This is a genomic window from Solirubrobacter deserti (assembly GCF_027587175.1).
Lineage (GTDB): Bacteria > Actinomycetota > Thermoleophilia > Solirubrobacterales > Solirubrobacteraceae > Solirubrobacter > Solirubrobacter deserti.
Genome location: NZ_JAPCID010000078.1, coordinates 1 through 18,588, shown reverse-complemented (window position 1 = coordinate 18,588; position 18,588 = coordinate 1). Strand labels below are relative to the sequence as shown.

Sequence of the window (18,588 nt, the reverse complement as noted above, 5' to 3'; positions counted from 1 at the left end):
CGTGGTTCCTCCGCTCGCACGGCCGGCGGCTGCGGCTGCTCGCCCAGCCCTTCAGTCTCGGTCTTCCGGAACAGGTTGGCCAACGGGCCTTCCCGCATGCTCGCCCGCTTGCCGCTACCCATTCGAGAGCACCTCCTTCGCCAGCCGGCGATACGCGTCTGCCGCCTGCCCAGTGGGGTCGTACTTCAGCACTGACATCCCCTTCACGGGAGCTTCCGCGAAGCGGACGGTCTTCTTGATGCGCGCCCCGAACACCCGGTCCCCGAAGTTCTCCTCCAGGATCTCGAGCGCCTCCTGCGCGTGCAGCGTCCGCGTATCCACCATCGTGGGCAGAATGCCCATGATGTCGACGGCGGGGTTGAGGTTCTCGCGGATCATTTGAAGCGTGTTCTGGAGCTGAAGGAGCCCGCGCATCGACAGATACTCGCACTGGACGGGGACGATGACCTTGTCGGCGGCGGTGAGCGCATTCACCGTCAAGAGTCCCAGAGAGGGCGGCGTATCGATGCAGACGAAGTCGTAGTCGTCGGAAACTGCGCGGAGTGCCTTGTCCAGAGAGCGTTCCCGGCCGATCTTCACCGACATCGCGATCTCGGCTCCGGCGAGGTCGATCGACGCCGCGGCGACGTCGATCTCGCACTTGTAGGTGACCTCGCGGATCGGCAGGTCGTGCACGAGCACGTCGAACATCGACTTCTCGAGCGTCTCGGGATCCAGGCCCTGCGACATCGACAGGTTGCCCTGCGGGTCCATGTCCACGCACAGCACGCGATACCCCGCCTCGGCGAACGCCGCGGCCAGGTTGAGGGTGGTCGTCGTCTTGGCCACGCCACCCTTCTGATTGGCGAAGGCGATCACCTTGGCCACGTCACACGCTCCGTTCGCTGTCGCAGGGGAAGCCCATCGGGCCCCTCGTTCGCCTTCGATTCAGGGATTCCTCCCCGCGAAGGGTGGGCACAAGAGACATCGATGCGGTGGATCGCGGGAGTTCTACTGACGACGATGGTCTGCGGCTGCGGTGCGCAGATGGAGCGGGCGAGCGCGCCGGCGCCGAGCCCCGAGACCGAGGCGCGGACCGTGCTCGAGCGCTACCGGACCGCTGTGGCGGCCGGCGACGCGGCGGCGGTGTGCCGGACCCTCTCCGAGGGCGCCCAGCGCGAGGTCGTGAGCGTCGACAACAAGGCGTGCGTGACGGCGGTGCGCGAGAACCTGCGCGGCTGGCCGGAGCCCATACGCACCGTCGCGCCGAGGATCACGGCGGTGAAGGTGCACGGGAATCGCGCGGAGGTGCACGTGGACCGCGACGTCGCGGGCATGAAGTCGACGCCCGCCAAGCTCGTGCGCGAGGCGGACGGCTGGAAGGTCTGGCAGCCGAGCGTCGCCGGCGGTTCCGGGGGCACGCAGGAGTACTTCGACTGCGTGGTCGAGGCGCAGCACGAGCTCGCCGGGGACCCGACCTTCGAGGCGGTCGGCGCGGCCGTGGTCGACGAGTTCTCGCGACGCGTGTGCGCGCGCCTGCAGGCCAAGGGCGAGTGGACCGGAGAGCTCGCCGAGACCTACGCCAAGGAGATCCTGCTCGACCTGTACAACGAGGGCAAGCTCGACCCGCCCGAGGACGAGCGCACAGTGTGAGATGGGCGCCCCCGTGACCGGGGGCGCCCCTCTGCCTACGGCTGCGTCGTGCTCAGCGTGAACGTCAGCGTCTTGCTGTACGTCCCGGTGCGCAGCGGATCGTTGGCACCGATGGCCTGCTTGAACGCGATGTCGACCGACTCGTTCGACACCGGCCCGGTCCAGGCCGTCTTCGAGAGCTCGACGCGCAGGGGCGAGGCGAGCGAGAACGCGCCATTGGTCATGCGGCCCGGCTCGCTCACCGTCAGCGCCGCGTCACCCGCGGTGCTGATGACCTTCGCCGACGTCTGCGCCGTGTACTGATGCTCAACGCCCGGCACGAACGGCTCAAACGAAGCCGGAGCGCCCATGGACAGCGCCAGCGTCGCCGGGACCGAGCCGCCGACCGGCGCCTCCGCCTCGGTCTGCACCGCCACGGCGACCGGCTGCTCCGCCGACGCCGAGCTCAGCGACCGGCGCTCGTCCGAGGACACGTAGCGGGCCTGCAGCGTGTGCGAGCCGACCGGCAGCGTGAACGTGTCCGTCGCCTTGCCCCGGAGCACCGGGACCATCGCGATCTCCGTGCCGTCGGCCAGCAGCTCGATGTAGCCGTTGATGTCGCGTTCGGCGACGGGAGCCGTCGAGTCGGTCTTGACCTCGACGTTCGCCGTCAGCGGCTCGCCCGCCACGCGCTCGCCGTCGAGCGAGAGCGTCGTGGTGGTGGGCGTCGGATCGCCCAGCGGCGGTTCCGCGCCCGCGGCCCGCAGGATGCCGACGCCGAGTGAGACGGCCGACGCCGTCATGTCGCGGTCATCGGCCGGCTCGAAGCGCGCGAACACCTGCTGCAGGTCGGCCGTGATCGTGCCCGTGCGCGTCGCGATCCCGTTCACGACCGGCACGGGGGTGCCGATCGAGCCGCCGCTGTACTGGAAGAACTGCACCGTGCCGGCCAGCGACCGGTCCGAGACGCGCGCCGTCAGCGTGTGCGGCTGGTTGGTGATCCGCGTGCCGGTGACGCTCAGCGCGACCTTCGGGATCGTGACCGGGCGCGGCCGGGCCGGCTCGGAGCCCGCCGGGGCGATCTCGAGCGGGATCTCCGTCGACCAGCCGGCGATGTGCGGGTTGATCCCGCGCCGCACGTCCACCGAGATCCGGTGCTTACCGGCCGCCAGGGCGGACGTGATGAGCGTGGCCTCGCCGTCGGCCTCGGCCGTGACGTTGCCGATCACGGTCCGCGCCGTCGCGCCGTCGGCACGGGTGCCGAACCCGAGGATGGCCTCGTTCGAGCCCAGCTCGGCCGGCGTGTAGCCGCTGATCTTCGCCTTGATCGCGAGCTGGCCGCCCGCGACGCGATCGCCCGTGATCGACACGACCTCGACCTTCGGGACCCGCGGCCGCCACGCGATGAACGTGGGCACGGACCCTGACGACGATGACAGGAACGTCTCAGGGTTGGTGGAGGTGAAATCCGCGCGCAGGTTCCTCACGCCCGGCTGCACGCGTGTACCGGGGTTGATCGTCACCTTGCCGTCGACCACCGGGAAGTCCACGACGTCCGGCCCGAGGTCATCGTCCGGGAGGGTCGAGCCGTTGTTGGTGAAGCGGATCGTGCCCGTCGCGTCCGGGTCGCTGACCGTCGCGACCAGCGTGTACGGCTCGCCGAACACCGGCGTGCCGACCAGCTGCAGCGTGGTCGTCGTCGGCGTCCGCGGGCCCTGCTCCGGCGTCACCTTGAGCTTCGTGGCACTCGCCGAGCGCGAGGCCGTGTTCTCGGCGCGCACGTCGACCGTGTACTCGGTCCCGCCCGGCACGCCCCCGATGTCGGTGCGCGTCCCGGTCACCAAGCGCGGCGTGCCCGGCGCGTCGGCGCCGTCCGCCGTCTTGGCCGTGACGTAGTAGCGCGTGGCGCCCGCCGCCGCGTCCCAGCGGAGCGCGATCGCGCCCGCGGAAGTGGTCGCGGCCAAGCCGCCCACGACGGCCGGACGCGCGGCCGGCGCGTCCAGCGTCACGTACTGGCCGTAGGCCTTGCCCAGGCCGGTGTCGCCGGAGTCGGCGGTCAACAGCACGCGGCTGCCCGTGCCGAGGTCGGCCGGGACCTCGGCGATGCCCTCCCACGCACCGATGCGCTGCGCGTCCGTCGCCAGCTCCTTGACCATCTGCGGGTCGTGGTCCGGATTGCCGTCCCAGGTGTACAGCGCCCAGGTCTGCAGCGAGTCGCTGGTGTCGCCGGGGCCGGCCGAGATCAGGTACTGGTCCTGGGCGTTCTTGGCGATGTCGCGGATCGAGCGGCCGCCGAGGTCGAGCAGGATCGGCCGTCCCAGCTGCGCGTCGACGGCGTTCGACGTCAGCTGGTCGAGGTTGTTCACCGGCAGGATGACGGCGCGCTCGATGCCGTCGGCGCCCGTGACCGTCGGGGCGCGCATCCCGAACCAGCCCGTCGTGGAGCTGCCCGGGGCCATCGTCAGGCCCTCGACGTTCCAGCCGTTCGGCGCGTTCGGCAGCACACCCGGCCGCGTGGCGGTCTCGAACTTGAGGAAGTTCGCGCCGAGCCCGTGGCCGTTGGCCGCGTCCCACCCGCGCCACTGGTCCCACAGGCGGGTGTAGCTGCCGGCGCCCGTGAGCTGGAGCTGCTCGCCCGTGCCCGAGAGCCTGATGTGCGCGAGGAAGCGACGCTCCGCGCGGAACTCGCCCGAGCGGTTGTTGCCGTGCGAACCGGTCACGACGATCGTGTCGCCGAACCGCACCGCGCCCTCGAGATCGGCTTCGCCGCCGGGGAGCCCGGCGATGAAGCCCTCGATCGCCGCGCCGTCCTCCCCCTTCTTGAACAGTGCGAGGCTGTTGGCCTCGTCGGACATGCCGAGGAACAGCTCGCCGCCGAGGTCGATCGCCGCCGAGATGTCCACGAGGCCGCTGTAGTAATGGCTGGTGGGGTCCGGCGGCTCCGGAAAGACGGCGACCTCGATCGTGCGCGTCGTCTGCTCGCTGCCGGCCGCGACCGTGAGAATGAGGTCGGACGAGCCGTTGGTGATCGGGCGCAGCGTGACCGTGCGCCGCGTTCCGGTGCCGGTGACCGTGACGTTGTCGTTCGGCAGCACGGTGGCGTTCGAGGACTGCACCGTCAGCGTCAGCTCCGACGACGGCGTGTTCGGGTCGGCGACATCGACGGTCAGGGTCGACGTGCGACCGGCGAACGTCTCGACCTCCGTGCTGGAGGGGTACAGCTGCGGCGGCGTCGCCGGATAGGGCGTCGTCTCGGCTTCGAAGCCGGCGCCGGGGGCGAACGTCAGGCCGGTGAAGCGGCGTGCCTCGGGCGCGTAGACGATCGTCTCGGCGCCGCTGGTGGCGAACGGGGCGCCGATGTGCGCGGTGTCGACGACCTTCAGCACCCGCAGGCCGTCACCCGATGACGCGTAGACCTCGACGGCGCCGGCGACGGCGCGCGCGGTGACGTAGTTGAAGTCGCCGGCGGCGATGCCGCGCTGCGTCCACTGGCCGCCCGCGAGCGTGTACTTGTAGAGCCCGCGCGTCCCGCGCGAGACGTAGGCCGTGTCGACGCCGGCGGTGCCGTCCGTGTCGACGAACGCGCTGTCGACCGCGTTGGAGAGCTCGATCAGCGGGATGCGCGCGGGCGTCATGGAGAGCGAACCCGTCGTGGGCAGACCGCCGTCGAGGCGGTAGACACCGGAGAAGGTCGTGAACTGCACCGAGCCGTCGACGATCTCGACGCCCGGCGTGGACTCCCGCAGCGCGCCGATCCCGATGCGGGTGTTGTCGGTCTCGCCGGGGAGGATCGTGTACAGCTCGGAGCTGTTGGAGAACCAGCTGCGCGTGCCGTCGACGGTGACGGCGCTGAAGTTGCCGGTGTTCTCGTAGCCGAGCGGGATCTCGGTCCGCGTGCCGTCGGCGGCGACGTGCACCGCGACGTGGGACCGGTAGTCCTGGAAGATCGGCGCGTTGAAGGGCAGCTTGTTGGCGGCGAAGGTCACGAAGCGCCCGTCGACCGAGCGCTTGAGCGCGTGCGAGCGCAGCGGCGCGACCGCCGGGTGGGTGCTCTTGGTGAGCGGCGTGACGCCGTCGGCCGGCACGCTCGGGTAGCGCAGGCGGCCGCGGTACGCACCCTCGGTCGCGTAGCGGTACAACGCGACTTCATCGCCGTTCACGCCGGCCGGGACCGGCAGCGGGACGGCGCCGCCCATCGTGAGGACGGTCAGCTCGTCGGGCAGCACGGGGCCCGCCTTCACCGGCTCGGCGGCGGCCGGCGCAGCCAGCGCCAGCACACCGGTCACAGCCACGGCGCACGCGCGCCGCCAGGGTACGGAATGAGGCAACCTGACTCCTTGTTAACGCGAAGGGGGCGGCTTCCGGCCGCCCCCAAGGACGTGTGCGACTCTTCCGGACTGCTGCGTCCGAGATGTGATGCTTCTGTATTCAGTCCTGCGGCCAGCGGCACTCCGGGGGCAGCAGCGGCGCCGACTCGGGCGAGACGACGAGCTTCTCCCCGGGCACGAGCTCGGCCTTGCACCACGCGTACGTGTACGTGTCGTAGTGGACGACGGCGCGGAACGGGTAGCCGAGGGCGCCCGCCATGTTGCGCTCGCCCGCCTTGATCGGGGTGGTCTGGATGAAGCAGTTGAAGACGCCGATCGGGCCGCTGGTCGGCGAGCCCTGCGCGCGCTCGCACTCCGGGGGTGCGGTCACGGGCTTGATCTCGCCGGTCTTGGCGCGCGCCTGCGCGTCCGCGTACATGTCCGCCTCGACCCGGTTCATGAGCTGGCCCTTGGCGTGCTCGACCTCCGCGACGGAGGCGCCGGCCGCGGGCGCGAGCGCCTTCGCCTCGCCGAGCTTCGCCGCCTGGGAGCGGTTGATGCGGGCGACGTTCTCCTTGCGCACGCGCTCTTTGTGGGCGGCGATCTCGGCCGCAGTCTGCTCCTTGTTGGCGTCGATGCGCGGGACCAGGATCGCGGCCGCGATGCCGACGACCACGAGGCCGATGGCGCTGCCGATCGCGATCTTGCGCCACGGCACGGGTGGGATCTCGACGCCGCGCGGCGGGGTCCAGATGTGAAGCCAGGCGCCGAGGATCTCGAGCGGGTTCGCTTTCTGGCTCTCCTCCGGATACATGCCCGAAGCATACACTTTGGTGGTTGCGCGTTGGACCGGTCGGCCCGTATCCTCGGCGGTGTGAGTGATCCCGAACGCCTTCACGAACACGAGAAGCCCCGGGCACCGAAGCCGGAGCAGACGCAGCGTGAAGACCCCGCCGCACCGCTCCACAACCTGGTCTCGAACGTGGGCAACCGCGCGTTCGGTGGCGCGATCGCCGCTCGTCAGGGCGCCGGGATCATGGAGAATGGCCAGGTCCACGACTCGGTCCAGTCCAAGATCGACTCCACGCGCGGAGGCGGCCAGGCGCTCGACTCGGGCGTCGCGAACAAGCTGTCGCCGCAGATGGGCGACCTCTCCGATGTCCGCGTGCATACCGGCGACTACGCCAACGACCTCAATCACGCGGTCTCCGCGAGGGCGTTCGCGACCGGCACGGACGTCTACTTCGGCAAGGACCAGTACAAGCCCGGCACGTCCGACGGCGACAAGCTGATCGCGCACGAGCTCGCGCACGTCGCCCAGCAGCGCGGCGCGCCGACCAGCGGGCCGCTCTCGGTCTCGAACCCCGGCGATGCCATCGAGACCGAAGCGGACGCCGTGGCGGACAAGGTCAAGCACTGATTCGTGGGCCGCGGCCTTAAGTGACGGAGATCTCCTTCGGCTTCATCGACCGCCGCGTCATGGCGGCGGTCGAGCGTGTCGCCGCGTCGGACCCGGACCCCGGCGACCCGTTCCGCGGGCTCTACATCTCCGACGAGGTCGCGCTGCGGCTGTCCCAGGGCGACTCGTCGCTCGACGCTGACGGCCGCCTGCAGGAGGTCGTGCGCGCGCTCGGGCTCGACCTGCTCGAGGCGGCCGTGCTGGCCGTCTGCGCCGCGACCGAGCTCAACCCGCGCTACGGGCGCCTGTACGCGTACCTGCAGGACGACGTCACGCGCAAACTGCCGTCGCCGCGGCTGGTCGGGCAGCTACTCGAGGGCGAAGGGCTCACCCCGGCGGACGTGATGGTGGCGTTCGACGCCGCCGGGCGCCTGCGGGCGCGCGGCGCGCTGAAGCTGCTCGGGGACGCGCAGACGCCGCTCGCGGAGCGGCCGATCAAGATCGCCGACCGGCTCGCGGCGGTTCTGCTCGGCGGGCGCATGGACGAGTCGCCGCACCCGACCCGCCTGCGGATGCTCGAACTGCCCGCGCACGCGCCGGGCCGCGCGGAGGCGGTGGAGACGATGGCGGCGCTGCTCGCGCGCTCCTCGCACCTGCCGATCGTGCTCGCCGGCCCCGACGCCGACACGCTGATCGCGACCGCGCTCGGGCGGCCGCTGCTCGCCGCCCACGTGCGCGACCTCACCGACAAGGACGTCATGGCCGAGGCCGCGCTGATCAGCGCGCTGGAGGGGCGGCCGATCATCTTCGAAGGGCTCGAGGACGTCGAGCCGGCCGAGCGCGGCCGGCTGCTGCGCGCGATCGAGGCCCGCCCGGACCGGACGATCCTCGCCGCGCCCACGCGCACCGCGGCGCTCGCCCTGGGCGAGCGCACCGTGCTGCTCGTCGAGGCCGGCCCGCCGTCGTTCGCCGAGCGCCGCCAGGCGTGGGCGGACCTCACCGGCGTGACCGAGACCGACGACGTCGCGGCCAAGTTCCGGCTCTCCATGACGCAGATCATCGAGGCCGCCGAGGTGGCGCGGCTGTCGGCCGTGGCGCGTGGCGCCGAGGCGCCGGAGGTGCGCGACCTGGACGCCGGCGCCCGCCAGGCCTCCTCCTCCAAGCTCGGTGAGCTCGCGGCCCGGCTCCCGCCCGGCTACAAGTGGGAGGACCTCGTCGTCCCGCCCAAACAGACCGAGCAGCTGCAGTCGATCAGCGCCTACCTGCGCCACCGCGACCGCGTGCTGAGCGACTGGGGCTACGAGCGGACCGTGTCGCGGACGCAGGGCCTGAAGGTCCTGTTCGCGGGCGAGTCCGGCACGGGCAAGACGATGGGCGCGCAGGTGATCGCCGCCGAGCTCGGCCTCGAGATCTTCCGCGTGGATCTCGCCACGACGGTGTCCAAGTACATCGGCGAGACCGAGAAGAACCTGGACCGCATCTTCGGCGCCGCCGAGGGCTCGAACGCGATCCTGTTCTTCGACGAGGCCGACGCCCTGTTCGGCAAGCGCTCGGAGACCAGCGACTCGCACGACCGCTACGCGAACATCGAGGTCGCGTACCTGCTGCAGAAGATGGAGGGCTACCCGGGCGCCGTCATCCTGGCGACGAACTTCCGCCGCAACATCGACGACGCCTTCATCCGCCGCCTGGACTTCGTGATCGACTTCCCGTTCCCGGAGAAGGAGGACCGCCGGCGCATCTGGCGCAAGGTCCTCCCCGCCGAGGCGCCGCTCGCGGAGGACATCGACCTCGACTTTCTGGCCGAGAAGTTCAAGCTCTCCGGCGGCGCGATCCGCAACTGCTCGCTCGCCGGCGCGTTCATGGCCGCCGACGAGAACTCACCGATCGCGATGAAGCACCTCGTCCGCGCCGTCGCGAACGAGTACGGCAAGCAGGGCCGCCTCACGCTCGAGGCCGACTTCGGGATGTTCCACGAGGTGATCAAGGTCGGCGCGCGCGCCAACGGCCACTAACCGGCCTGATCGAGCGCGCGGCCGATGTACGGGCCGAGCGTCGCGGAGAAGCGCTGCGTGAGGTGGTCCTGGTCCTTGTGGACCAGCACGCCGCCGACGACCGGAAAGCACTCCCGCCGGTCGCAGAAGAAGCTCGAGAGGTCGATCACGCGCCCGCCGCGGTAGCTCATGCGCTCGGCGGCGATCGTCGTCGCGTCAACCACCAGGGCGCGCCGCCGCGGGATCGAGCAGGCGCCGCCCGGGGCCACCCTGGCCGCCAGGGCCTTCCGGATGCAGTCGGGCGTCGTGACGCGCACCGTCGGCGTGTCGCGCAGCGCGAAGATGCGCTGCACGGACTCGGGAAGCGCAGCGAACGCGGCGAGATGCCCGCGCACGCGGGCCGAGATCCCGCGCTGGGCCATCGGGAGCCGCGAGTTGTTCGAGACGAACACCGTGGCCACGGACGGGTTCGCGGCCAGCCACTCGATCACGCGCTGGTTGAAGGCCACGCAGTCGCTCGCGCCCGCCTCCGTCGGAGCCGGCTCCGAGAACGAGAAGGGGCAGTGCGGGCGCGCGAACTCCACCACCCGCCAGCGACGCTGCTGCGCGAGCACCTGCAACGCCGCGCGCCAATGCGCGGCGTGCGAGTCGCCCAGCAGCGCGACGGTCGCGACCGGTTCCGCGGACCCGTAGGTGCAGGAGTCCGCGAGGTCTCCGCGCACACACGCGACGTTGGGCGTGATCGCCGCCTGGTCGGGCGTCGGTGTGACCCGTTTGGTCGTGCTCACGCACGGCTTCTCGGTGTCCCGCGCGGCCGCGCCGTAGCACTTCGGGGCGTCGGCCGCGCCCGCGAACAGGGTGAGCGTGGCCGCGAGGGCCGCGATCACGTGTTCTGCTGGTAGGTCAGCTCGACCTTGCGGCTGCCCTTCTTGCAGGTCACGCGGCCGTTGATCTCGGTCGAGATCGTGGTGCGGCGCTCCGAGCACGAGTAGTTGCGCACGCGCGAGGTGCAGCGGCCGCTGACGCTGCGCTTGGTGCGGCACTCGTGGAACGCGAGCGCGACCTTCTTGGCCTCGCTGCAGCTGACCTTGGTCGCCTTCAGCGAGGTGAAGTAGCCCGAGCCCGGGTACTTCGGCGGCGCGCAGGTCGCGGCCTGGGCCGACGCGGGAAGAGCGACGAGGAAGGCGAGCGCTGCGGCGAATACGGCAAGTCGAGACATGTTGACCTTATTAGTAGGTGAAGTCCTGCCCGAGGCGCGCCAGTACCGTCTCCGTGAGCAGCTCGGCACCCTCGTCATTGAGGTGGATCCCATCAGCGGCCCGAACGATGCGGCGGCGGCCGTCGATCGAGATCGCGTCCTCGTAACCGCGGGGCGTGAACATGGGCACCGTATCGACCACGCGCACCTGTGTCGCCCACGGTTGCGCGGCGACCTTGACCGCCGCGTTGACGGCGCGGCTGATGTTCGCCCGCTCGGGATCCTCGGGCGCCGGGATCGTGATCCAGTACACGCGGCCGTTGCCGCCCTGGCGGTAGGTGTCCGCCATCCGGCGCGCGCGGTTGGCGTACAGCGCCGCCCACTCGGCCGAGCAGCACTCGACCTCGGCGCCCGCGGCGTTCTCCATCGGGAAGCCCTCGTTGGCGCCGAGGAACACGATCGTCGCGTCCGGCTTGCGCCGCCGCACCTGCGTGGTCGAGAGCTCGCCCCAGTCGAGCAGGAACGACTTCGAGATGCCGGTGCCGAGGCGCACGTCGCGTACCACTTTCACCTCGCGGCCGGACAGCGCGTCGGCGAGCTTGGCGTCCAGCGGCTGCGCCATCGAGTCGCCCGTGACCAGAACGGTCCGCAGGCGCTCCTTGGGCGGCGCGGGCTCGCCCAGGGCCACCGGGTCGAACGCGTCGGCGGTGACCGGCGGCAGCTCGCCTCCGGCCTGCGCCGCGACCTTCTCGAACCCGCTGCCGCTGTCGAGCGCCTCGTCGGGTGAGAGGAACGCCGTCACGTCGTCGGCCGCTTCGGCGAACGGCAAAGCGTCGGCGATCGCGCCGGCCGGCTCGCCGAAGAAGAGCACGACGTCACGGTCCCAGCCCGGGTCCATCCGCTCGCCCTGGGCGCGCAGCCCGTCGCCCTTGAACACGACCAGCAGGGCCGCGCACACGAGCAGGGCGATGACGCCGTCACGGGCCCGGAAACGGGTCAGCCCGTTGCGGTCGAAGCGGTTCATCAGGGAGTCGTCGGGCATCAGAATCGGAAGTAGATGAACGGGGCGACGCCCTGGCTGGACACGGTCGCGGCCACGAGCGCGATGACCACCGCGAGGCCCGCTCCGAGCACCACCGGGTTCGTGCGCTCGATCCGCACCTGCACGCGCTCGACCGTCCGCTCGGGCACGAGCTGCAGCCCGATCACCGCGAGCACCATGAGCGCGATCGGCACCGTGAACAGGGTGGCAGGCCCGGGCTCGACCATGCGCGCCACGTAGGCGCCGAAGATGTCCATGTCGGGCGAGCGGAACAGGATCCAGCCGAACACCACGAGGTGGAAGGTCACGCCCCACCGGAACCACGCGGGCAGCGTCACGCGGGCGCCCCAGGCGCGCTCGGCGCACAGCATCGCGCCGTGGAAGACGCCCCACAGCACGAACGGCCACGCCGCCCCGTGCCAGAGCCCGCCCAGCACCATCGTGATCATCAGGTTGCGGTAGGTCTTCCAGCGCCCCTTGCGGTTGCCGCCCAGCGGGATGTACAGGAAGTCGCGCAGGAAGCGGCTGAGCGTCATGTGCCAGCGCCGCCAGAAGTCGCTGAAGCCGGTCGCGCGGTAGGGCGAGCGGAAGTTCTGCGGGAACACGTAGCCCAGCAGCAGCGCGAGCCCGATCGCCATGTCCGTGTAGCCGGAGAAGTCGCAGTAGATCTGCGCCGTGTACGCGTACGCGGCCAACCACAGGTCGGGCGCCGCGTACGCGCCGGGCACGGCGAACACGGGGTCCACGACCTCGCGCGCGAGCGTGTCCGCGATCGCGAGCTTCTTCACCAGCCCGAGGGCGATCAGCGCGAGGCCCGAGCCGACCGCGACCTTGCGCGGGTCCGGCGGCTGCTGGAGCTGCGGCAGGAACTCCCGCGCCCGCACGATCGGCCCGGCGACCAGGTGCGGGAAGAAGCTCAGGTAGATCGCGACGTCGATCATCGACGCCGGCTCGACGAGCCGGCGCTTGACGTCGACGACGTACGAGATCGCCTGGAAGGTGAAGAACGACACACCCACGGGCAGCGCGATCGTCAGCAGGGGCAGCGGCAGCGAGAACGGCCCCAGCGCCCGGTCCCAGCTCTCGACGAAGAAGCCGTAGTACTTGAAGACGCCCAGCACCAGCAGGTCGAGCGCCACCGCGACGCCGAGGATCCACGACCGTGCCCGTTCGCCCTCGGTCCGCGCGATCAGCCGCGCCGCCCACTGGTTGCCGATCGTGATCGCCGCCAGCAGGACGCAGAAGCGCCAGTCGGCGTAGCCGTAGAACACGTAGCTGGCGACGATGATGAACGGCTTCCACAGCGCCTGGCGCTTGATCAGCGCCCACGAGAGGACGAGGACGACCGGGAAGAAGAGGGCGAACTGGACGGTCGGGAACAGCATCAGGGCTCAAGCAGGAACAACCGCGCCAGCTCCACGAGGTTGCGTTCAAGGTCCTCTTCGCTGAGCTCGAAGCCGACCGCGGCGGCCAGGTCGGCGCGGATCGCCGCGCGGTCGCGCGTGCCGTCGAGCAGCGTGATCAGCACCCGCGCCGCCGGCTCCTCCATCCGCACCCGCATGTAGGCGAGCGAGACCATGTCGGCGCCGCGCGAGGCCTGCCAGCGCGCCAGCCGCGACGCCGAGGGGCGCTCACCCGGCTCGATCGCCGCGCGGAGCGGCCCCGCGTGCGGCATCAGCCGCTCGCGCCGGAAGCCGTCGAGCAGCGCCTCGGCGAGCGCCTCCGGCTCAGCGTCCAGCTCCGCGCGCAGCGCCTCGAACGGCAGCGCGCGGGGACGTTCGCGATCGAGCACCGCAAAGGCGTCCGCGGTCAGCCCGATCTCGAGCGGCTCGGCGTTCGGGCGCACGGCCCAGTGCAGTCCCATCGTGCGCTCGGGCGCCGCCTCGGCCGTCGCGTGGTTGCCGGCGTGGGCGACGACGCTCTGGCGGAAGTGGCGCGCGGTGAGCGCGTCGCTGATGTTCTCGAACGCGATCCGGTCGCCGTCCGCGAGCTCCCACACGAGCGCCTCGACGCCCTCGGGCAGCATCTCCGAGCGCAGGCTGAACAGGTCCGCCTCACCGACATAGCCCAGCCCGTGCCGCCCGGCGTGCTCGGCGAACTCCGCGAACCAGCGCGGCGTCCAGGACTCCCCCAGGTCGTCGTGCACGAGCTTGTAGCTCGGCGCGTCGGCGAGCACGCCGACCTCACGGCCGAGCAGCTGACCGTAGGTGTCGGCGTCGCTGACCCGGTACTCCTGCAGGAACTTGAACAGCTCCTGCGCCTTCTCGGCCTTGTCGGTCACGCTCGACTCGTGGCGCGCGTGCCACAGGCCGACGTCGCGCAGCATGCGCCGGAAGTAGCCGCCGGGCTGGGCGTTGAAGGACACGTAGGCGATGCCCGCGGGCGCGAGCGAGGCCTTGATCGCGGCCAGCAGCGCGTCATCGGCGTCCTCGGGCATCCAGCCGTAGACGCCGTGGGCGACGACGTAGTCGAACTGACCTAGCGCTCCGTTCGTCAGGCCGCGGACGTCCTCCTGGCGGAACTCCAGGTTGGTGAGCCCGATCTCGGAGACGGCCTGCTGAGCCTCGGCGATGGGCTTGGCCGCGAGGTCAACCCCGACCGCGCGCAGGTTTGGGGACGCGGCGGCCATCGCGAGCAGGTTTCCCCCTGCACCGCAGCCGATTTCGAGCACGCGCGCCGTGAACGGGTCGGGCGGCTGGATCCCGTGCAGAACGGCGACCGTCGCGAGACGATCGGGATGCGTCTGCGCATACGGGAAATTGGAGTAACGGACCTCGTCGTAGATCGTCTCGGGCATCAGGGCGGCAATCTTCACACCGTCGGCGCGAGCGCAGGTAGGGTGCACGCCGTGCTGACGATCAACGTGCCGCTCAACACGATGCTGGCCGACCTCGACGAGACGCTGCGCGAGCTTCTCAAGGACGAGCTCGAGCGTCACGGGTTCGAGGGCGTCGACATCGAGTTCGACGCACCGTCGCGCGACTGGTCGGGGCAGCTGTCCAAGCCGACGGTCAACCTCTTCCTCTACGACCTGCGCGAGGCCGAGAACTTCCGCGCGAGCGAATGGACGCCGTCCAGCACCGGTCCGGGCCGCCGCGTCGACACGCGCCCGCCGATGGTCATGGAGTGCTCCTACGCCGTGACGGCGTGGACACAGGCCGTCGAGGACGAGCACCGCCTGCTGAGCCAGGTGCTCGCGATCCTGTTCGCCTACTCGCAGCTGCCCCAGGAGCGGCTCAACGGCCGGCTCGTCAACGGCAGCCAGCCGTGGCCGATCAAGGGGCGGATCGGGCAGAGCAAGGGGGAGAAGGCCGACTTCTGGAGCGCGGTCGGCGGCCAATACAAAGTCTCTCTCGATTACGTTGTGCGCCTCTCCGTGGAGTCCGGGGCGCGCAAGGAGCGTGGCCCGGAGGTCCGCACGCAGACCATCCGCACGCAGATGACCGACTCCCCCCGCACCGTCCTCGAGATGCACCGCTCCACCGGGCGGGTGCGCGACAAGGACGGCAATCCCGTCCCGGACGTCTGGGTCACGCTGCCCGATCTCGGCGCGTGGGCGTCCAGCAACCCCCAGGGCACGTTCCGCTTCGACCGCCTGCCGCCCGGCCTGCACCGGCTGCTGGCGCGCACGGCCGACGGCCGAGAGGCGGACGCGTTGCTCGAAGTGCCCGGGGCCGGGGCCGACCTCGAGCTTTGACGATGAAGACGTTCTTCGGCACGGATTGCCCGAATGGCTGCCTCACAGCCTCTGGCCTTCCCGATCGATCCCGAGCAAGGTGTGGGCATGGCGATTGAGCCCGGCCCCCGCGTCCTGCTCGGAAACCTGGGCCCGATCATGCGAGTCGGCATGAATCGCGTCCTGGTCGAGGAAGGCTGTCAAGTGGTCGGTCACGAGGACCGGCCCAGCGCCATCATCGGGGCCGCGCATCGGCTGCGCCCCGACATCGTGGTGCTCGATCTGGACAATGGGTCCTCGCACGAGCTCGCGCAGCTCGTGCGCGGCGCGAGTCCGGAAACCACCGTCGTGCTCTGGGCCCGCGAAGAGGACTTGATGGAAGTCCTCGAGCCGGTCTGGAATACATCTCGCCTCGTGGCCGTCCCGATAGTGGAACGACTGCGAAGCGAACTCAGCGGCCAGCACGTCCACGAGTGAAGGAGTGACATGCCCACGTACCTGACTCCCGGCGTTTACGTCGAGGAAGTCCCGTCCGCGAACAAGCCGATCGAGGGCGTGAGCACGTCGATCGCCGCGTTCGTGGGCCTCGCCCCGGGCGGCCCGGTCAACACGCCGATGCGGATCTCGAACTGGACTCAGTTCTCGAAGATCTACGGCGACCCGAACGAGCCCGACAACGGGCCGTTCATGGAGGGCGCGTACCTCGCGCACTCCGTCTACGGCTTCTTCCAGAACGGCGGCACGACCTGCTGGATCGTGCGTGTCGGCGAGGACGGCGGCTCCAACGGCCGCGGCCCCACGCCGCGTGCCGCTCTGCCCGCCGCCACCGACGCGTCGGTCGAGGCGTTCGCCGCCGTCGCGCTCAACCCCGGCAAGGACGACGTCACGGTCGAGGTCTCCGAGGAGCCGACCGCCGGTGACGGCGCCGAGAAGACCTACACGGTCAAGGTCACGCAGGGCTCGCAGAACGAGGAGTTCACGGGCCTGTCGACCAAGAAGGGCCGCACGAACCTGGCCACCAAGGTCAACGCGCAGTCCAAGCTGATCAAGATCGAGGAGACCGGCGCGGCGCTCCCCGAGGCGCAGCGCGTCCCGGCGACCGGCGTCTTCAAGCTCTCGACGCCGTCGATCGACCCGGGCAAGGTCGAGGGCACGCACTTCGCGGGCGACGTCGCCCGGCGCAAGGGCCTCGGCGGCCTCGCCGCCGTCGACGAGATCACGATGGTCGTCGCGCCGGACATCGTCAAGCTGATCGGCGACGACGGCGACGACACCGCGTTCCGTGACCTCCAGGGCAAGCTGATCGCCCACGCCGAGGGCGCGGGCGACCGCATGGCGATCCTCGACACCCCGCCGGACCTGCTCCCGCAGGACGTGCTCGAGTGGCGCCTGAACACGGCCGGCTATGACTCCAAGTTCGCCGCGCTGTACTACCCCTGGATCGAGGTCCAGGACCCGCTCACCAACAAGCCGATGATGGTGCCGCCGTCCGGCCACATCGCCGGCCTGTGGTGCCGCACGGACGGCACGCGCGGCGTCCACAAGGCCCCGGCGAACGAGGTCGTCCTCGGCGCCAACGGCCTCGGCTTCCAGGTCACGCACGCCGAGCAGGGCGGCCTGAACAAGGTCGGCATCAACGCGATCCGCGCCTTCCCGGGCCGCGGCATCCGCGTCTGGGGCGCGCGCACGATGTCGAGCGATCCCGAGTGGCGTTACATCAACGTCCGCCGGCTGTTCAACTTCGTGAGCGAGTCGATCATGGAGGGCACGCAGTGGAGCGTCTTCGAGCCCAACGACGAGAAGCTGTGGATTCAGCTTCGGATCGCGGCCGAGAACTTCCTCACCCGCGTGTGGAACGACGGAGCGCTGTTCGGCTCCACCCCGTCGCAGGCGTTCTACGTCAAGTGCGACTCCGAGACCAACCCGCCTGAGGTCATCGAGGCCGGCCAGGTGATCTGCGAGATCGGCATCGCGCCGGTCAAGCCGGCCGAGTTCGTCGTCTTCCGCCTGTCGCAGTTCAGCGGCGGCGAGGGCTCGTCCATCAGCTAAGTCGAATCGGCAACGCGTAGAAAGGACTGACCGGATATGCCGGCCAATGACAAGGAAGCACACGTCCCGATTTGGTTCACCCTGCAGATCGGCGGAGCCGAGGCGGCGGGGTTCTTCAAGGAGGCGACGGGCTTCGACTCCGAGTCTGAAGTCACCGAGATCAAGCGGTCGCTGCCGAACGGGCGCACCGACGTGATCAAGGCGATGGGCAACACCAAGTGGGGCGACATCGAGCTCAAGCGCGGCATCGATCAGGACAAGACGCTGTGGGAATGGCGCAAGATGATCGTCGACGGCAAGCTCAAGGAAGCCCGCAAGGACTGCACCATCACGATGATGGACTACGAGCTCAAGCCCGTCGTGACGTACTCGATCATCAACGCGTGGCCCAAGAAGTACACGGGCGTGGGCCTGAAGGCGGACTCCAACGAGGTCGCCGTCGAGGGCATCACGCTCTGCCACGAGGGCTTCGAGATCAAGTAGTTCTGGTGGCTTGCCTATGAAGTCGGAGTACGCGTTCACGCTCCCCAGGGGGCTCGTCGACAGCGCCGGTGGCGTCCATCGTGACGGCACCATGCGGCTGGCGACGGCCCGCGACGAGATCGAGCCGCTGCGGTCGGTCGAGGTACGCCAGAACGAGGCCTACCTGACCGTGCTGCTGCTGGCCCGGACCATCACCCGGATCGGGGACTTCACCGAGATCACCCCCGAGCTGGTGGAGAGCTTGTACGCCTCCGACTTCGACCACCTCCAGCGCCTCTACGAGCGGATCAACTCCGACGGCGAGGCGGTGGGGGTGGTGGCCTGCCCGGCCTGCTCGAACGAATTCGAAGTCGACCTTACGGAGATAGAGGACGGGCGCCTGGGGGAATGAGTCGGCCGTCCCCTCCTGAGTTGATGGAGGAGACGGCCCGCCTCGCGTATCACTTCCACTGGCCGCTCGACACGATCTTGGACCTGGAACACGCGGACCGCCGCAAGTTCCTGCGCGAGGCAGACGCGCTCGCCTATCCCTACGAGGACTGACCCCAGATGGCCGACGACACCCAGCCCCCCAAGCGCCCACCCGTGAAGATGGGGCTGCGCGTCGTCGCGCGCCACAGCGCCGGCCGTCACGGTGGCCGCGCCCTGGCGCGCGAAGTGGCCGAGGCCCGCGCGCCCAAGCACCTCGCCGCCTCCACCCGGCTCGCGCGCCAGCCCGAGCCTCCCGAGACCTTCACCGCGGCCGCCCCTGCGCCGCCCGCGCCGCCCGTCGCCGCGCCCGCGCCCGCCGCGGGGCTCGCACGCGAGGTCGCCGCGCCAAGTCGGAGGC

Annotated in this window: 17 protein-coding genes and 1 pseudogene; 10 read left to right on the top strand and 8 right to left on the bottom strand. The window is 70.5% G+C overall.

All coding sequences use genetic code 11. The features are described from left to right. Positions 1 to 114 precede the first annotated feature (114 nt). On the bottom strand, positions 115 to 867 hold the full coding sequence (locus OJ962_RS32195) for a ParA family protein (protein WP_202956785.1): 753 nt from the start codon (positions 865 to 867) through the stop codon (positions 115 to 117). 102 nt (positions 868 to 969) lie between these two features. Between OJ962_RS32195 and OJ962_RS32190 the strand changes: the two genes are divergently transcribed. After that, complete coding sequence (locus OJ962_RS32190; RefSeq protein ID WP_202956784.1) at positions 970 to 1,632, top strand: hypothetical protein; 663 nt, start codon at positions 970 to 972, stop codon at positions 1,630 to 1,632. 35 nt (positions 1,633 to 1,667) lie between these two features. On the opposite strand, the gene OJ962_RS32185 is transcribed toward OJ962_RS32190, so the two are convergent. Next, complete coding sequence (locus OJ962_RS32185) at positions 1,668 to 5,903, bottom strand: DUF3616 domain-containing protein (protein WP_202956783.1); 4,236 nt, start codon at positions 5,901 to 5,903, stop codon at positions 1,668 to 1,670. 136 nt (positions 5,904 to 6,039) lie between these two features. Next, positions 6,040 to 6,732: a hypothetical protein gene (locus OJ962_RS32180; protein WP_202956782.1), complete on the bottom strand. Its 693-nt coding sequence runs from the start codon at positions 6,730 to 6,732 to the stop codon at positions 6,040 to 6,042. A 60-nt stretch (positions 6,733 to 6,792) separates the two neighbouring features. On the opposite strand from OJ962_RS32180, the gene OJ962_RS32175 reads away from it, so the two are divergent. Together OJ962_RS32175 and OJ962_RS32170 are read left to right on the top strand one after the other, a co-directional pair. Beyond that, complete coding sequence (locus OJ962_RS32175) at positions 6,793 to 7,338, top strand: eCIS core domain-containing protein (RefSeq protein ID WP_202956781.1); 546 nt, start codon at positions 6,793 to 6,795, stop codon at positions 7,336 to 7,338. A 20-nt stretch (positions 7,339 to 7,358) separates the two neighbouring features. Then, positions 7,359 to 9,332, top strand: a complete 1,974-nt coding sequence (locus OJ962_RS32170) for an ATP-binding protein (RefSeq protein ID WP_202956780.1) — start codon at positions 7,359 to 7,361, stop codon at positions 9,330 to 9,332. On the opposite strand, the gene OJ962_RS32165 is transcribed toward OJ962_RS32170, so the two are convergent. The 5 genes from OJ962_RS32165 to OJ962_RS32145 are packed head-to-tail and all read right to left on the bottom strand — an operon-like array spanning position 9,329 to position 14,348. After that, on the bottom strand, positions 9,329 to 10,198 hold the full coding sequence (locus OJ962_RS32165; protein WP_202956779.1) for an SGNH hydrolase domain-containing protein: 870 nt from the start codon (positions 10,196 to 10,198) through the stop codon (positions 9,329 to 9,331). The genes OJ962_RS32170 and OJ962_RS32165 overlap by 4 nt on opposite strands. After that, complete coding sequence (locus OJ962_RS32160; RefSeq protein ID WP_202956778.1) at positions 10,195 to 10,530, bottom strand: hypothetical protein; 336 nt, start codon at positions 10,528 to 10,530, stop codon at positions 10,195 to 10,197. The genes OJ962_RS32165 and OJ962_RS32160 overlap by 4 nt, the downstream gene beginning before the upstream one ends. Before the next feature lie 10 nt (positions 10,531 to 10,540). Beyond that, positions 10,541 to 11,551, bottom strand: a complete 1,011-nt coding sequence (locus tag OJ962_RS32155) for a DUF459 domain-containing protein (protein ID WP_202956777.1) — start codon at positions 11,549 to 11,551, stop codon at positions 10,541 to 10,543. Next, entirely contained in the window at positions 11,551 to 12,936 is a 1,386-nt protein-coding gene (locus OJ962_RS32150) for an MBOAT family O-acyltransferase (RefSeq protein ID WP_202956776.1), read from the bottom strand. The genes OJ962_RS32155 and OJ962_RS32150 overlap by 1 nt, the downstream gene beginning before the upstream one ends. Beyond that, positions 12,936 to 14,348 (bottom strand): class I SAM-dependent methyltransferase, encoded by a 1,413-nt coding sequence (locus OJ962_RS32145; protein WP_255526163.1) that lies wholly within the window; start codon positions 14,346 to 14,348, stop codon positions 12,936 to 12,938. Before OJ962_RS32145 ends, OJ962_RS32150 begins: the two co-directional genes overlap by 1 nt. Before the next feature lie 51 nt (positions 14,349 to 14,399). On the opposite strand from OJ962_RS32145, the gene OJ962_RS32140 reads away from it, so the two are divergent. The 7 genes and pseudogenes from OJ962_RS32140 to OJ962_RS32110 form a co-directional block, all read left to right on the top strand. Beyond that, the gene (locus OJ962_RS32140; RefSeq protein ID WP_202956774.1) at positions 14,400 to 15,248 is read left to right on the top strand and encodes a Pvc16 family protein; all 849 of its coding nucleotides are present in this window, start codon (positions 14,400 to 14,402) and stop codon (positions 15,246 to 15,248) included. Between the two features lie 33 nt (positions 15,249 to 15,281). Continuing rightward, on the top strand, positions 15,282 to 15,704 hold the full coding sequence (locus OJ962_RS32135) for an ANTAR domain-containing protein (protein WP_202956773.1): 423 nt from the start codon (positions 15,282 to 15,284) through the stop codon (positions 15,702 to 15,704). Between the two features lie 9 nt (positions 15,705 to 15,713). Further along, positions 15,714 to 17,276, top strand: coding sequence for a phage tail sheath family protein (locus tag OJ962_RS32130; protein ID WP_202956772.1), 1,563 nt, complete (start codon positions 15,714 to 15,716; stop codon positions 17,274 to 17,276). A gap of 36 nt (positions 17,277 to 17,312) precedes the next feature. Then, a complete protein-coding gene (locus tag OJ962_RS32125; protein WP_202956771.1) occupies positions 17,313 to 17,759 on the top strand; it encodes a phage tail protein in 447 nt (148 codons plus the stop codon). Positions 17,760 to 17,775: 16 nt separating this feature from the next. Next, positions 17,776 to 18,150 carry a hypothetical protein gene (locus tag OJ962_RS32120; RefSeq protein ID WP_202956770.1) on the top strand — a complete coding sequence of 125 codons (375 nt, stop codon included), beginning with the start codon at positions 17,776 to 17,778 and terminating at the stop codon, positions 18,148 to 18,150. Positions 18,151 to 18,173: 23 nt separating this feature from the next. Then, entirely contained in the window at positions 18,174 to 18,302 is a 129-nt protein-coding gene (locus OJ962_RS32115) for a hypothetical protein (RefSeq protein WP_255526111.1), read from the top strand. 6 nt (positions 18,303 to 18,308) lie between these two features. Further along, a pseudogene (locus tag OJ962_RS32110) lies at positions 18,309 to 18,588 on the top strand (hypothetical protein); the annotation flags it as partial.